Annotated in this window: 13 protein-coding genes and 1 other annotated feature; of the genes, 2 read left to right on the top strand and 11 right to left on the bottom strand. The window is 39.4% G+C overall.

Translation table 11 applies throughout. The features are described from left to right. Window positions 1-99: 99 nt before the first annotated feature. The 4 genes from LACPOB_RS0108980 to LACPOB_RS0108965 all read right to left on the bottom strand — a co-directional run bounded on the left by LACPOB_RS0108980 (window position 100) and on the right by LACPOB_RS0108965 (window position 4,428). A complete protein-coding gene (locus LACPOB_RS0108980; RefSeq protein WP_017868510.1) occupies window positions 100-936 on the bottom strand; it encodes an energy-coupling factor transporter transmembrane component T family protein in 837 nt (278 codons plus the stop codon). Beyond that, on the bottom strand, window positions 920-2,644 hold the full coding sequence (locus tag LACPOB_RS0108975) for an ABC transporter ATP-binding protein (RefSeq protein ID WP_017868509.1): 1,725 nt from the start codon (window positions 2,642-2,644) through the stop codon (window positions 920-922). The genes LACPOB_RS0108980 and LACPOB_RS0108975 overlap by 17 nt, the downstream gene beginning before the upstream one ends. 4 nt (window positions 2,645-2,648) lie before the next feature. Next, window positions 2,649-3,212, bottom strand: a complete 564-nt coding sequence (locus LACPOB_RS0108970; protein WP_017868508.1) for an ECF-type riboflavin transporter substrate-binding protein — start codon at window positions 3,210-3,212, stop codon at window positions 2,649-2,651. A gap of 225 nt (window positions 3,213-3,437) precedes the next feature. Continuing rightward, window positions 3,438-3,662 (bottom strand) — a binding site (T-box leader). A 118-nt stretch (window positions 3,663-3,780) separates the two neighbouring features. Next, window positions 3,781-4,428: an HAD family hydrolase gene (locus tag LACPOB_RS0108965; RefSeq protein WP_017868507.1), complete on the bottom strand. Its 648-nt coding sequence runs from the start codon at window positions 4,426-4,428 to the stop codon at window positions 3,781-3,783. A 192-nt stretch (window positions 4,429-4,620) separates the two neighbouring features. Between LACPOB_RS0108965 and LACPOB_RS0108960 the strand changes: the two genes are divergently transcribed. Continuing rightward, window positions 4,621-5,805: an iron-containing alcohol dehydrogenase gene (locus tag LACPOB_RS0108960; RefSeq protein ID WP_017868506.1), complete on the top strand. Its 1,185-nt coding sequence runs from the start codon at window positions 4,621-4,623 to the stop codon at window positions 5,803-5,805. Between the two features lie 229 nt (window positions 5,806-6,034). Here the strand turns inward: LACPOB_RS0108960 and LACPOB_RS0108955 are convergent, their stop codons facing one another. The 5 genes from LACPOB_RS0108955 to LACPOB_RS12010 form a co-directional block, all read right to left on the bottom strand. After that, window positions 6,035-6,709 carry a DUF4352 domain-containing protein gene (locus LACPOB_RS0108955; RefSeq protein WP_017868505.1) on the bottom strand — a complete coding sequence of 225 codons (675 nt, stop codon included), beginning with the start codon at window positions 6,707-6,709 and terminating at the stop codon, window positions 6,035-6,037. 124 nt (window positions 6,710-6,833) lie between these two features. After that, window positions 6,834-7,262, bottom strand: coding sequence for a hypothetical protein (locus LACPOB_RS0108950; protein ID WP_017868504.1), 429 nt, complete (start codon window positions 7,260-7,262; stop codon window positions 6,834-6,836). 249 nt (window positions 7,263-7,511) lie between these two features. After that, a complete protein-coding gene (locus tag LACPOB_RS0108945) occupies window positions 7,512-8,660 on the bottom strand; it encodes an aldose epimerase family protein (RefSeq protein WP_017868503.1) in 1,149 nt (382 codons plus the stop codon). Between the two features lie 239 nt (window positions 8,661-8,899). Continuing rightward, window positions 8,900-9,703, bottom strand: coding sequence for a deoxyribose-phosphate aldolase (deoC, locus tag LACPOB_RS0108940; RefSeq protein ID WP_017868502.1), 804 nt, complete (start codon window positions 9,701-9,703; stop codon window positions 8,900-8,902). 138 nt (window positions 9,704-9,841) lie between these two features. Further along, a complete protein-coding gene (locus tag LACPOB_RS12010) occupies window positions 9,842-10,705 on the bottom strand; it encodes a glycosyltransferase family 8 protein (protein WP_017868501.1) in 864 nt (287 codons plus the stop codon). Window positions 10,706-10,930: 225 nt separating this feature from the next. On the opposite strand from LACPOB_RS12010, the gene LACPOB_RS12745 reads away from it, so the two are divergent. After that, window positions 10,931-11,086, top strand: coding sequence for a hypothetical protein (locus LACPOB_RS12745; RefSeq protein WP_017868500.1), 156 nt, complete (start codon window positions 10,931-10,933; stop codon window positions 11,084-11,086). 235 nt (window positions 11,087-11,321) lie between these two features. Here the strand turns inward: LACPOB_RS12745 and LACPOB_RS0108925 are convergent, their stop codons facing one another. Continuing rightward, window positions 11,322-12,065 carry an SDR family oxidoreductase gene (locus LACPOB_RS0108925; RefSeq protein ID WP_017868499.1) on the bottom strand — a complete coding sequence of 248 codons (744 nt, stop codon included), beginning with the start codon at window positions 12,063-12,065 and terminating at the stop codon, window positions 11,322-11,324. 201 nt (window positions 12,066-12,266) lie between these two features. Beyond that, complete coding sequence (locus tag LACPOB_RS0108920; protein WP_017868498.1) at window positions 12,267-14,498, bottom strand: AAA family ATPase; 2,232 nt, start codon at window positions 14,496-14,498, stop codon at window positions 12,267-12,269. Window positions 14,499-14,713 lie beyond the last annotated feature (215 nt).

Below are 14,713 nucleotides of genomic sequence, written 5' to 3'. Positions count from 1 at the left end.
TTGCAAAAAAAGATTTTTTATTTTTTCAAGAGACTAAAAAAGCTAGGCAGATCCTCCTAGCTTTTCCATTCCAAACTACACATTTTTGTTCAAATTGACTCAAACAAATGGATTATAAAATCTTCCACCGTTTACTTTAAATAACCAAATCCCTAAAAAAATCAACGCGATTGTTATTATGATAAAGAAATGGTCTAATTTAGACAACGGATGTGTCATATACCAAGAACGTTTCTTCTGTGTCCCAAAGCGACGTAATCGCATAGCTCGTGTCGTTACTTCTATCCGGTCTAATGATGAAAAGACTAATGGTACCAAAATCTGTGAACTACCTTTGATTCTTTGCCACAGATTTGCTTTTTTAGAGATTTCCAATCCTCGTGCTTGCTGTGCCAAACTGATCTGCTTAAATTCCCGGGTAAAATCTGGGATGTAGCGAAGAGATAATTCCACTGCATAACATATTTTATAGGGTATCTTTAACCTGTTCATCCCTGCCGCTAGTTCCGACGGGTCCGTCGTAAATAAGAAGGCCAAAATCAATGGCACAATAAAGACATATTTTAAAGTCATATTTAATAGATAAAAAAGTTCTTCCGTTGTGAGTGCAAAAAAGCCGCGCCCTAAAATAACATGGCTGGTACCATAAATTTCTGTACCATACTGCGGACTAAAGACATAAACTAAAACCAAGTTTAACAACGTGAATCCAATTACCGCATAGACTAAAGCTCTTATTTTCTGCCATTGCAGATGTGCAGCATGATAGAAAACAAAAGCAAAGACCGTCAATAAAATTAAGTAAAATGTATCATAGCTAACCATTCCAATAGCTGAAAGGCCTAATAAGATCACGATCTTAGTAGTGCCCGATAAACGCTTGATCCATAATCGTTCCACTGACGAGTTTCCAGTGATCTCAGACTCTTCTGGCATCGTGTTTACCCCTTTCATATGCACTAAATTTTTCCGCAAAAGTAATCGCGTCAGCAATCCCCACTTTATCAGCTAACTTTTGTAAACTTAACTGGGATAAATGAGCTTGTTGCACTAAAGCTGGATCAGTCAAAACCTCGGCTGGCTTCGAATTTGCCAATAATCGACCTCCATCCAAAACTAGAGTCCGGTCAGCATAGCTCATCATTAAATTCATATCATGAGTGACCATTAAAACTGTCACATCCAGTTGTCGATTCATTTTACGCAAAAAATCCATCATTTTAGCATAATGCGCCAAGTCTTGCCCTGCAGTCGGTTCATCCAAAATTAAAACCTGGGGCTGTAACACTAAAACGGCTGCGATCGTGACACGCTTTTTTTGACCAAAACTTAAAGCCGAGATCGGCCAGTTACGAAATGGGTATAAACCAGTTACTTGCAAAATTCTTTTAGCTCGCTGTTCTTGTTCCTCTTGACTAATTCCACGCAATTGCAAGCCTAAAACAACTTCGTCAAAAACCATCGTTTTCGAAATCATTTGATTGGGATCTTGAAGCACGTAGCCAATTTTTTCAGCACGTTCTTTAACTGACAACGAGTCTAAAGAACGATCGCCAAGCGTTAAATGTCCAGACTGTGGCTGTAAAAAGCCAGTGATCAAATTGATCAAAGTTGTTTTACCTGTTCCATTTTGACCAACTAAAGCCACCATTTCGCCAGCATTGATCGAAAAATTAAAGTTTTCAAAAATCATCCTTTGGCCTGGGTAACCAAAAGTCAATCCGTTGCCATTCAATAATGGTACAGGGTCTTCCTTAACCTGAACGCGTGGTAATCGTTGTTGCCAGTTGATCAATTTACTTTTGTCATCTGGTGTCAATATAATATCTGCTAGCTTATCCAAATGATCTAAACCACTTACATCGACCCCAGCATCTTTCAGGGCTGTCACGTAAAGTGGTTCGCGTAAACCATTTGACAATAGAACATCACTTTGTAAGACATGCGTTGGTGAATCGTTAGCAATGAACTGTCCATCTTTTAAAACAACAATTCGATCGAACGGAACATGTAAGGCCTCTTCGATCCGATGGTCGATCACGATTACCGTTAGGCCACGTTCTTGCGCCAGACGATCAAGTAATTCCATCGAGCCTTGACCCGCAGCTGGATCTAAGTTCGCTAAAGGCTCATCTAACAATAAGATCGGCTCATCATCGATCAAAACCCCCGCTAAAGCAACTCGTTGCTTTTGTCCACCAGAAAGTTCTTGCGGCTTTTGTTGTAATAAATCTGGCATCTGTAAAATCTCTGCCCACTGCTGTACTCGCTGGTGTAATTCGTCCACGAAACGATTATCATTTTCCAGCGCAAAGGCAATATCTTCTGCCACTGTTAAAGCTACAAACTGTGCATCAGGATCTTGCAAAACGGTCCCTACTTCGAATGATAAAGCAGTCAGATCAAGCTCTGCTAAATTTTTACCATTGATCATGAGTTGACCTGACAGCTCACCAGGAAACTCTTCAGGGATCACCCCGTTTAACAAGTTACCTAGCGTTGATTTTCCCGAACCAGACGGACCGGTCAACAAAACTTTTTCTCCTGGTTTAATTTGTAGGTCAATATTTTTCAGGGTTGGTTCACTTTGATTTTGATATTGGAAAGTAACATTTTTTAATGAAATTATTGGTGTTGTCGGCATAAAATTATTCCTTCGTTAACTTTTTATTCTGTGATTGAGTCTTGTTGTAAGCAATCAATAGTAAAGTTGACACGATACCGATCGCAATTGCATTCGTCAAAGTAGCTACTATTCCTTGCAAGAAAACCTTACCTGCCGGCTGTGAATAAATCCAAATGTCACCCAATGGCGCAACTACTCCCCAACAAACAATATTAGCTACGACTTGTAAAATATTAAATTTAACTAACTTACCGGTCGTTAGGAGTTCTTGTCTGATTTTTAAGAAGTTACGTGAATAACCAATAACGAAACCAAATAGTGCATCGGCAATGATCCATGACCACCATGGATCACCCCAGGTTAAATCAGTAAACACATGAGCAAAAAGCGCCGTTAAGCCCCCGACTGCTGGACCAAAAATTGCACCTAAAAATGCAAGGAATGCCTCTCCTAGATCAATAGTTGTATTGGGTACACCTGTTGGAATCGGTAAAAATCTCTTTAACACAAATACGATTGCAATCCCGATCCCCGTTGCCACAACTGCTTGGACAGACAGACCATGCTGTCCTTTTTTGTTTGCCATAGATAATTCCTTCTTTCCTTTTGATCACCAGTACTGCCTCTATAATTTAATAGTACCATTTATTACCGGCTCACAGTTAAGTAAGACACTATGCCTTATCTTACTTTAATTTAGTATAAGAAAATAGCTGATAAAAAACAAAGTTTAATCAAAGTCGCTACTAAAACTGATTATAAAAAAAGATCCAACCTGTCTTTTAACAAATTGGATCTAAATATACAGTCGGACAGGGACGTGTTCTCGTGGTACCACCCTGTTTCAAAGCAGGTTCACACCTACTTTCTTACTCAGTCTAAACTGTTGGAATAATGAACCGACCAGCATAGTCTTACAATACGCTCGACTATAAAACAACTCCCGAACCATCTTCAGTAGTTAAGGGAACGGTTCACAGCGACCACCGTCTTTCTGAACTCCATCACGACTTACTCATTCGTTCAACGTTTTCGTTACTATTCACTTACTAAGTCAACATTTTAACTAATTCAGTCCATAAGTCAAGCAATTAATTTATTTGAATACGAACAAAGAACACCACCTTGTTATTTTTTAAAGTGGATCATGTTTCCTATGACTTCTGTGCATATTCTTGTTGGTAGTATTTTCGCATTTGACCAAATCCAGAAAAAATACGGTCAGCCTGACGCTGGTCCAATTGATAGTATGGATATTTGATCGCCCATGTTTCTAAACCTGCGCCTTTAGCTGCCTTTATCCCGACCGGGCTATCCTCAATTGCCACACATTCATTAGGGTTTAGTGCTAATTTTTCAACGCTTGACAAATAAATATCTGGTGCTGGCTTATTATGTTCAACATCTTCACCACTGATCACTGAAGAAAAGTATTGTGCAAAGTTGCATTCCCACAACATCTTTTGGATCCCGGAAATATAACCAGCTGAAGCCAAAGCAATGACTTGCCCATCATTTTTGATATCCTGTAAAAACTCAGGCACATCTGCGTTCAAATACTGTGCGTAGTCGATCATATGCTGGCTACGGTATTTTTCAAATAACGGTTGTAGCCATGCTCGTTTTTTGGCGGCAGGAACTAACTTTTTCCAACCATTATCCGCTGACAAGCCCACGATCTCGGTAATATTAGAAACTCCCGGCGTTTCACCCATTTGTCTTAGAAAATCAATTTTTAAACGATAATAATATCTTTCACTATCAACTAACACACCGTCCATATCAAAAATAAAAGCCTTCATATAAAAATTCTCCTCACATTTCTTCTTCCGCTACAAGCTTACACTAGCAGTTTTTACTAAACAATTGAAAACGTTTAAAATTAGGATAGATTTATAAATTTTCTTGAAATATCACAACAAAACCGCCTATAATTACTATGTACTTGAGTAACCGTTAAATAGCACCTCAATTCAATTAAGGAGGAAATTTACGTGTTAGATTTTACTTTTAAAAATACCACCGATGTTCGCTTTGGTAATGACCATATCGATGCTGAACTTCACGATGTCTTAAGTCATTATGGTCAAAATGTACTATTGGTTTATGGAGGACATTCGATCAAAAAAAGCGGCTTATACGAACGCGTTTTAAATTTGATCTCAGACCTCAATGTCACTGAACTAGCCGGGATCGAACCTAATCCTAAAATTGACTCGATCCGTCAAGGTCAAAAACTAGCTAAAGACAGTCAGGTCGATGTGATCTTGGCTGTCGGGGGCGGCTCAGTGATCGATGCGGCTAAAGTGATCGGTTCAGCTGCCTTTTATGATGGTGACCCGTGGGAGCTGGTCGTTGACTCAGCTAAACGTTATGAGATCGACCAACTGCCAGTCGTTGATATCTTAACATTATCAGCTACTGGTTCAGAAATGAACTTTGGTGCAGTCATCTCTAACCCCGATATCCCGCTGAAAAAAGGAACTGGCGGTCCTAATTCTCCCGCAGTTTCTTTCTTAGATCCAACTTTGACTTATACCGTCCCTGCTCGACAAACTGCTGCCGGTGCCAGCGACATTTTCAGTCACTTATGTGAACAATACTTCGACAACAACGCCAGCAATGACATTTCAAGAAATATGATCGAAGGATTGATGCGCACTGTTATATACTGGGCACCGATCGCCGTTAAAGAGCCTGAAAATTATGACGCACGAGCGAACTTAATGTGGGTCGCTACCATGGCTTTAAATGGGATCGTCGGTTTAGGCACGATCAATAGTTGGACAGTTCACCCGCTTGAACATGAATTATCTGCCCACTATGACATCACTCATGGGATCGGACTAGCGATCTTAACACCACGTTGGATGGAATTTGCGTTAAATACTAACACTAAACCACTCTTTGCACGCTTTGCTCGTGCTGTTTGGGATCAATATGGTTATGATGATATGGAATTGGCTGAAAATTCAATTCGTCGGACACATGACTGGCTCAAGTCACTCAATCATGAGATGACCTTGCCGGATGTCGGCATTACCGATGACAGTAAATTTGAAGAAATGGCCAAGGCGGCAGTAGTTGATGGCAAATTATCTACTGATGCTTACGTACCAGTCACTGAAAAAGATGCGATCCGGATCTATAAAGATTCCATGGAGGAATTCAACAAGTAATTTAAATAGTAAAAAAACTAGACTGGGACAAAACTAGCTGTTCAATCCTAAAAGGGCCGTCGATCTATCCCATTAAATGGGGGAAATCGACGGCCTTTAATCGTGTTCCAAAAGATTAAAGACTTACTGTAACAACGATTGCGTTATCCTGGTTCTTCACTGCGCCCCAAAATAGCGCAATCTTCGTTACAAATCGGCTTCAAGGCATCTTTTGTCTCACTCTCAATTCTTACTTCAGATCCAACGTCAGATCATAATCTTGATACGCATTGTCATCTTCATAATCATCAGTATCATAGTCCGCTGTAAATTTTAACCGTATACTGCTCAGGTCAGTTATTTGGTCTAATTGTTTAACTGGAAATGAGATCCAACCGTCTTTAGTTGCACCTTTGGCAATTTCACCATCCCAACTTTCATTGCCAGTTGCTTCATGTTGTTGACCATCGTTGTAGATCGCTGTGCCTTGGGTGGGATAAAAATTAATGTCACGTTCTGGTGTAACTGACATATGTAAACGTACAAATCCATTCACATTATACTTTCCATCGTTAGCAGAATCATATTCTTGTTTTTCGACCTGATCAACTTCTACTTGGTCAATAACAACTTTCGTCTTAGCCCAGCTATCATCAGTAAAATCTGAAGTGTACTTTTTTTGCTTTTTTAACTGATAATCTTCATAATTGATCTCTAATTTTTGTTTGTTCTTCTTGGCCATTTTGCGCGGTTTTGCCTTGCCTTTTTGGTCAGAACCTTTTTCCTTAGCCGTTGTTTTATGACCAGAGACCTTGTTCGTCTTCGGACCATTATCAGTAGAACTATCTCCTTGATCAGAACCGCATGCCGCCAATAAACCACAACTTAACAACAAAACTGCGCTTAATGTTGCCAATTTTTTCATAATTACTTTACCCCACTTATCTTCAATTTGGGACCTTAGATGCCCTATATAGATATATACGCAGAAAAGAGCAAGTTTTGTTTTTTATCTGGCAATTTTTTTAAATTAGCCTAAGTACTCCTTTTCAACCATTGCTTAGCCGTCTTTTAGGTTTGCCATTACGAATATTACGGATCTCTTCTATTAAGATCATCACTGGGCTTTTTCCCTCAACAACTTGGACAGCCACTTCATTTTCGCGATAACCGGCAATAGTTCCTGTCACTTCTTTAGGGATCTGGTCATCATTGACTTCTTCTAACTGCAAGATCACTTGGTGTTTATTTTGCCAGGCACTCATTAACAACTCAGAGACTTCAGCTGAGCTTTGTTGTGGCTGGAGCACTGGTATTTCTTCTTGTTTCTTCTGATTCAAAGCACTAGTATGATCAGATAAAAAGAATCCCTGCCATTTCAACATTCCACGATCTTGATATTCATAATCGAAAAAATGTTGTAATTCTGCCTCATTAAAATCATCTGGATTAAATTTCAAACGCTTTTTATATACCATACTTTTCACCTCATTAATATTATACGAACAAATGTTCCTAATGTAAAATAATTCCCAAAGATATATAAAAGGAACTGGGCATAACTAGCTGTGCGATACTAAAAGGGCCGTCGATCTATCTCAATTAAATGAGTTAAATCGAGGGCCCTTAAACGTGTTCCAAAAGATTGAACCCTTACTGTAACAACGATTGCGTTACAAATCGGCTTCAAAACATCTTTTGTCTCACTCTTTTACAGATAACTTTTCTTAGTAATCGATCTGATAAGTGATCGTCTTAGTCTTAGATTGTCCTGCTTTCAAGGAAACATCCCCGAAACTTGGATGATTTGCGGTATCGGGCAACATCTGCGGTTCTAGTGCGATTGCACCGTATTTGTGTCCCTTACCTGATTCAAACGGGATCTTCTTATTGAAGGACTGACCACTAAAGACAACTAAACCATTCCGTTTTGAATGGAAGGTAACTGCCCGATCAGTCTTAGGATCAGACAATTTAGCGATTTGACCGTTCTTATCTGGTTCAACACTAAACATCGTGTCAAAGCCGCCTTCTTTAGTCTTCTTCATTGGATCTAAGTGTTTTTTCAGTGGTTTTTCTTTGGAGAAATCATATTTACCGATATTGTTGATAAATTTACCAGTTGGTATCTTCTCTTTGTTAAGGTCCAAACGTTGTGGAGCATTGAGTGTTAAGACTTGGTTATTGATCGTCTTTTCTTGCCCTAAATTAAAGTAAGCATGGATCGTTGGATCAAAAATAGTATCTTTATCCGTTTTAGCATTCATTAAAACTTGGACTTTATCATCATCAGTGACAACGTACCTAGTCGTGGCCTTAACGTTACCAGGGAAACCTGTGTATTTAGATTTGAAAGTATGACGCAAAGTAATAGCAGGGTTACCCTTATAAGTCCCAGTTTCACCCTTCCAACGGACAGAATTGTAACCATTAGGGCCGCCATGTAAAGTGTTACCTTTTTCGTTAGTTGGAACTGAATATTTCTTGTCGTCTATCTTGAACTTACCGTCCTTGATCCGGTTACCGACAGGGCCTACTTGTTGACCAACATATAGCGATTTACCGTTTTTATCATAATATTGCTTGGTATGTTTGAATGACATAATAATATTGCGTTTATCTTTAGGTCCTTTTGGAACGTAGATCCCATGTAAAGTCCCACCTTGACTTAAAACGGAAACCTTTAAGCCGTTCTTATTTTCGACCGTATACTCGTATACTTGATGACCTTTATACTTATCAAACTTTTGCACCTGACCATTATCAGTACTTGCAGCATCAACAGTCTGCTCATTATTGAGCTGACCTATCCCAAATGCCCCTAAACAAACCGCCGCACTAGTCAGAGCAGCTTTGACCCAACTACCTTTCTTCATGAAAAAAACTCTCCTTTCTTAAATAACTTCTACTCCTTGAGAATACCATTACAAGCAAACGGTTTCAAACAAAAACCATCAACAATAAAATTGGGCGTAAAAAACGAGGGTGAGATAAAAGATGTTTTGAAACACATTTAAGGGCCCTCGATTTAACCCATTTAATGGGATAGATCGACGGCCCTTTTAGTATCGCACAGCTAGTTTTGTCCCAGTACCTAAGCTAATTTCTCCATTATTTATTCATACAGATCTGACCACAAGTCATATTCACCCGGTGTTTCATGGTCATCTGGATTACCAACATCCACTTTTTGAGCTTCCTTTTCATTAACACGTAATTCCAAAGACGTGACCCGATCTTGTTCAAAGCGCTGATTCAAAGCATCCATGATCTTCACACCCGAACTGGTCCCGATCCGATCCGCACCAGCTTCGATCATCGCCAAAAAATCATCTGTATTCCTGATCCCGCCAGCGGCCTTAACTTGAACATTATCACCACAATTTTCCTTCATCAGCTTAACATCTTCTAGAGTTGCCCCACCTAAACCAAAACCGGTCGAAGTTTTAATGAAATCTGGCCCGATTTCTTTAGCGATCAGAGCTAATTTACGGATCTCGTCTTTGGTAAGGTAACAGTTTTCAAAAATAACTTTGCACAAAGCACCTTTATCATGACAGAGTTGTACTAAAGTCTGCATTTCACTTTTGACGTAATCGAAATCGCCATTTTTGATAGCCGTCAAATTAACAACGTAATCAATTTCATCGGCTCCTTTTTCAATAGCGTCATGGACCTCAAATGATTTGACCCGCAAGGTCGTTTGTCCAAGTGGAAAACTGACCGCAGCCCCTGTGTGTACCTCACTGTCAGCTAGAAGTTTCGCACAAGTTGCCGTTTGCGCTTGATTGATAGCGACCATCTTAAAATGATACTGCTTTGCTTCATTACATAATTTGACCATTTCGCCAAATGAAGCATCCGCATGCAAATTAGTATGATCGATCATTTGACTAAGGTCGTTTAGAGTATATTTCATGGTAAGTTACCTCCTTTTACATGGTACTGTTTTCATTATTAATGATACCCCATTTAAATATATATCACAGCAATTCAAGCCAAAAAAATCTGCTCTTTAAGCCTAAAATGATCAGCTTAAAAAGCAGCGTAACGTTAATCATTTATTTTCTTCTTGCAAGGTTTCTGCGTATTCACGCAAACGTTGGGTCGAAATAAATTTATAGCGGTAAAACTCATCACGCCATGGATGGACCCACTTACCAATATGGACCCATGGTTTACTCCAACCGGAAAAATGGATCAATAGTGGATGCCGTCTAGCTTTTACTGCTAGTTTTTCCGCTTCTGGGTCAGGGTTTTCTAAGTCATGCCGCGCTAATTTTGACTGAACGTTATAGCGTGGATCTAAGACTTTCCACTTCCCGACTAAAACCGCATTCAAAGCATCCTGATCTTGATAGATCAAATTATCAGGATGCTCAACGATATACTGACGTACCTTTTTAGTGACATTTTCTTCCCGCCACTTCTTGGTATCAAATAATATCAAACCACCGTTGAAATAAATATTTTTATCATGTAAAACTCCCATTTCATCCAAGCGATCCACGTAACCTTGATCTTCGACCGCACCGATCACGTTGCCGTCTAAATCTTCGTTCCATAGTTCATCCAAATTACCTGTACAGATCATGTCACTATCTAAATACAAGATCCGGTCACAATCAACCAATTCTGGAAGTTCCAAACGATAATAAGTATTTTCTTTGATCGCCGAATCTGGTGAATCCGTATTGGCTTCTTTATAGTAGTCAAAATTCCCTTCTAAAAAGGTGATCTCTTTACAATTACCGTAAATGTCCTTCAACTGACTTAAATAAGACTTATCAGCTTGGCTTAATTTATCATCGATAATGTAAAAATGAAAAGCTTCGTCTAAGTTGTGTTCCAAAATTGAAACATAAAATGTTAATAAATTGTCGGCAAAGTCACTGTCAGTTGTTGATGCAATATTGATCATATTCTAACTTCCTCCCTTAAAGTGAAACTGCCTAAATCACAATAGCTATTAGTTATTTATAATAGATTCCATTTCGAATGATAGCACAATAATTACTGATTTTAAAAGAGATAACCCTTGAGTTACAGTCTAAAAAGGTGTAAAACACGAATTAAGAAGGTATATTTTAAATATATTTAGCTTAATTAAATATATTAATTTTAAAAACTGAAGGAGGAAGCACATATGGCTGACGAAAAAGAACGTGAGCAATCGATCCACGTCAACACCTCACAGGAAACACGAAAACTATTGCTGAATCTCTCCCGTCGTCTAGACCTTTCACAGGCCGAAACGATTGAAAAAGCACTTGAATTGCTTGACCAAAATAATCCAAAATAGTCAAAAATGATTTGGGACATAACTAACTGTGCGATTCTAAAGGGGCCGTCGATTTAACCCATTTAATGGGATAGATCGACGGCCCCTAAACGTGTTCCAAAAGACTGAAGCCTTACTGTAACAATGATTATGCTATTCTGGTTCTTCGCTTTGCTACAACCCAAAATGATACGATCATCGTTACAAATCAGCTTCAAAGTATCTTTTGTCTCACTTTCCTTTTGTTATCAATAATTTAAGCCTGCTTTGTTGGATAAATTGTCAGCTCACTGACGTTCGTATCTTCTGGCTGATCGACCGCAAACTTGACCGTCTCGGCGATACTTTCAGGTGAGATCCCCAATTTGTCATATTGTGCTTGGCTGGCTTGTTTGAGCGTAGGGTCCTTCACAGAATCGATCAATTCAGTATTGATCAAACCAGGATACAAGGTAGTTGTCCGAATGTTAGTCCCCGCTGTGGCTGATTCCATCCGTAATGATTCCATGATCGCTTTGACTGCAAACTTTGTAGCAGAATAAACAGCTGAACCAGGCGCAGTTTTTAGACCAGCAACTGACGATGTAGCGATCACTTGTCCTGACTTTTGTTCGTTAAAGGTCGGTAAAATAGCAGCGATCCCATTCAAAACACCCTTGATGTTAACATCGATCGCCTGATTCCATTCATCTGTTCGTAAAGAACTTAACATTGAAACGGGCATGATCCCCGCGTTCAAAAAAATCACATCAACTTTACCAAACTCATCTTTAGCCAGCTGGACTAATCTTTGACTATCAGCAGGTTTAGTCACATCTGTCGCTTGATAAACAGCTGTACCACCCGCTATTTCTATTTCAGAAACGAGTGTCTCTAACCTGTCTTCACGTCTGGCACCTAAAACAACTTTCGCACCATTTTTTGCCAATAACTTTGCAGTAGTTGCACCGATCCCGCTTGAAGCTCCTGTTATCACAACTACTTTTCCATCAACTGCCATATAGCTCTTCCTCCCTGCAACATGTTACTTAAAAAGTTCAAATTAAACAAAGTACTATCTTGGTGCTTGATTTAATTTAGGTAAATAATAACAGCTAAAATATTAATTTTAAAACAATTCAAACTGACAAATCGGTAGTAATTTAGGCCATAAAAAAGGATAGCACTCAGCTTTTTCAACACTAGCTAAACACCATCTTTTTTAATATTGGTAAACATTATCCTTCACTTCTGCCGGCTTATCCAAGCTATCCAATAATTGCTGCTCCGACATGTTTACAAAACTCAGCTTTCCTTTTGAGCGCGAGACTGCCGTATAAGCCAAACCGTAATTACCAGTCTCTACCACATACACTTTGTCCGCACCACTGCCCTGCGCTTTATGTATCGTGATCGCATAAGCTAGCAGAAGATCTTTTTTAGCCTTCCACAACGGTAACTCGTATTCGTTCAGATCTGTGCGAACTTTGACCTGCCCTTTACTATGATTACTTGGTAAAGAAACAGCGGTCACCACACCAAATTCACTATTAGTATAGTTTTTACCAGCCCAGCCATTTTCATAAAAGACGACTTGCGCACCGACAAAAAAACCGCCGCGTCCCTTATTATTATCGATCTCAAAGGGGACTACATTTTGTTTATCTTGCGTTAAAACTTTGAAAAATGCCTGGTTGATCTGCGCCACATTATAGTTGCGAAAAGCCAAGATCATACACTCAGAAATATCGATGTGCTCTTTTTTATAACGCAGCATTTCCCTTAAAGATTCATGGAAATAGCGTAAGGCATCACTGTGCCCATCCCAGCTTTTTGCCCGACACTGTGCGATAAAAGCACTAGTTCGTACATCTTGGCACCGGATATTATCTTTAAAGTAAAAAGCATGTCCCCTTTTTTTCAATAATTCCATTACATTACCTGAAACAGCTAGAGCTTCGCTGTCATTTGTCACGGGTGGTAATTGCCGATCATCCCCCAAGAATAAGTAACGTACACCATGCCCGAACGTTTTCATGAGTTTAACCAGAATATCTTGGGTCACCATGGAGATCTCGTCGATAATAATCGTGTCAAAATCTCCATATTCCTTGTTAAAATCACTGTCATCTAAGCCATTATCAATATCAAAGCCTAGTTTCTGGATCGTTTGCGCATTAGTAAAGCCATTCATGATCAGATTGATCCGCGCTTTATGTGTTGGTGCTAAAGCCAGCACTTTATTAGTGTTAAAGATTTTACCTAAGGTGTAGGTCTTACCACTGCCGCCTACACCTAATAAGGCATCGACCCGTCGGTCAGATTTTTTCAACCAATTGATAAACTGTTTTTGCTCGCGAGTCGGTTTGAATCTGCCAAATGTCGACTTTAACTGATGCTTATGGCAACGGTCTTCTCCTAACATCTCAACTAAATAACGTTCCCCTTCGCACTTTTCACGCAAATGTAAAGTATTATTACAATCATCCTGACAAACATAGCCGAATTCACGTAAGAGATTTAAGTTCGAGATCAAATTACTTTGGAATAACGGTAAAGTCTCACCCTGTGTTTTTAACTTAATCAAATCATCGCAACTTTGTAAGTGCTCTTTTACCCTGTCATCTAACAGATGGTATTCGACTAGCAGCTGCTCAATTGAATCTTTATCAAAAGATGGTAACAACAATAAAGAAAAGACTCGTGATTTTTCCCAGCGTTGTTTAAAAAATGGGTCATCTTCCATCCAGTCGTTAATAGCTGAACGGTAACGCAACTCCTTTAACTCAGGAATAATATCTTTATAATAAGTCCGCAGGTCAGTGACCGACACTACGTAATAGCCAGGGAAATCGGCTGACTTAGGCACTGTAACATCTAATTCGTGCCATTCACCATCTTTAAAATTACGCAATTTTCTAATGGTCATTCCATTGATAAAAAAATAAGAGTGACGGTATTTGTCACTGTCAGTTTCAGCGATTGGTGTCCCATTGCGTGCAAGTTTGATAAACCGAAACTGCATCTGAGCATAACCGCGTTCAAGCAATTCCTTTCGTTTCTTTTCAGCCGCGGCTAATTTTTCCTCAGCAGTAGTGATCGCCTGTTTAGTTTTAGCCAGCTTTTCCTCCGACAGACCAGCCTTTTGCGCTAAGGTCACGTATTTTTTAGCAGAGTCAGAATCTTTTAAGTTCAGAGAATTCCGTGCTAATAGGCGATAAGCTTGAGCGCGATTAGTTTTCTTTTTTAAATCTAAAAAAAGATGCAGATAACGGTCCGCATCTTCATACTGTTTCAGTCGGTAACAAGTTTTACCTAAGTAATAGCTGACCGATTTAAAATCATCTTTTTGGTGATAGATTCGTGTCAAAAGCGGACGTGCATCATCAGCGCGATGATCTTTCAGCATTTTTACGGCTGTTTGATATGTTTGTTCCATTTCCTCTTTTTTCACGGATGGGCCTCCTAACAAAACAGAGCGCAGAAATCCGGGTAGAAGGTGAGCACTAGCGGACGTTTTCACCATATTGCGTTTTAGGCAATGTGGTGGAAAAGTTGGCTAGGCACAACCTTCTGGATTTCGGAGCTCGACTATAACACAAGGTGGAGAGAAACGGTAGAAAGTGAGTACTATCGGGCTTGAACAATAAGTCGTGTACTTAGCGACTT

Source organism: Ligilactobacillus pobuzihii E100301 = KCTC 13174 (assembly GCF_000349725.1).
GTDB classification, from domain to species: Bacteria; Bacillota; Bacilli; order Lactobacillales; family Lactobacillaceae; genus Ligilactobacillus; species Ligilactobacillus pobuzihii.
This window is presented reverse-complemented; position numbering and strand designations above follow the sequence as displayed.

What these genes read in the sequence shown, in the direction of transcription:
- LACPOB_RS0108980 (WP_017868510.1), bottom strand. Translation starts at nt 936, where the DNA reads ATGCCAGAAGAGTCTGAGATCACTGGAAACTCGTCAGTGGAACGATTA.
- LACPOB_RS0108975 (WP_017868509.1), bottom strand. Translation starts at nt 2,644, where the DNA reads ATGCCGACAACACCAATAATTTCATTAAAAAATGTTACTTTCCAATAT.
- LACPOB_RS0108970 (WP_017868508.1), bottom strand. Translation starts at nt 3,212, where the DNA reads ATGGCAAACAAAAAAGGACAGCATGGTCTGTCTGTCCAAGCAGTTGTG.
- LACPOB_RS0108965 (WP_017868507.1), bottom strand. Translation starts at nt 4,428, where the DNA reads ATGAAGGCTTTTATTTTTGATATGGACGGTGTGTTAGTTGATAGTGAA.
- LACPOB_RS0108955 (WP_017868505.1), bottom strand. Translation starts at nt 6,709, where the DNA reads ATGAAAAAATTGGCAACATTAAGCGCAGTTTTGTTGTTAAGTTGTGGT.
- LACPOB_RS0108950 (WP_017868504.1), bottom strand. Translation starts at nt 7,262, where the DNA reads ATGGTATATAAAAAGCGTTTGAAATTTAATCCAGATGATTTTAATGAG.
- LACPOB_RS0108945 (WP_017868503.1), bottom strand. Translation starts at nt 8,660, where the DNA reads ATGAAGAAAGGTAGTTGGGTCAAAGCTGCTCTGACTAGTGCGGCGGTT.
- deoC (WP_017868502.1), bottom strand. Translation starts at nt 9,703, where the DNA reads ATGAAATATACTCTAAACGACCTTAGTCAAATGATCGATCATACTAAT.
- LACPOB_RS12010 (WP_017868501.1), bottom strand. Translation starts at nt 10,705, where the DNA reads ATGATCAATATTGCATCAACAACTGACAGTGACTTTGCCGACAATTTA.
- LACPOB_RS12745 (WP_017868500.1), top strand. Translation starts at nt 10,931, where the DNA reads ATGGCTGACGAAAAAGAACGTGAGCAATCGATCCACGTCAACACCTCA.
- LACPOB_RS0108925 (WP_017868499.1), bottom strand. Translation starts at nt 12,065, where the DNA reads ATGGCAGTTGATGGAAAAGTAGTTGTGATAACAGGAGCTTCAAGCGGG.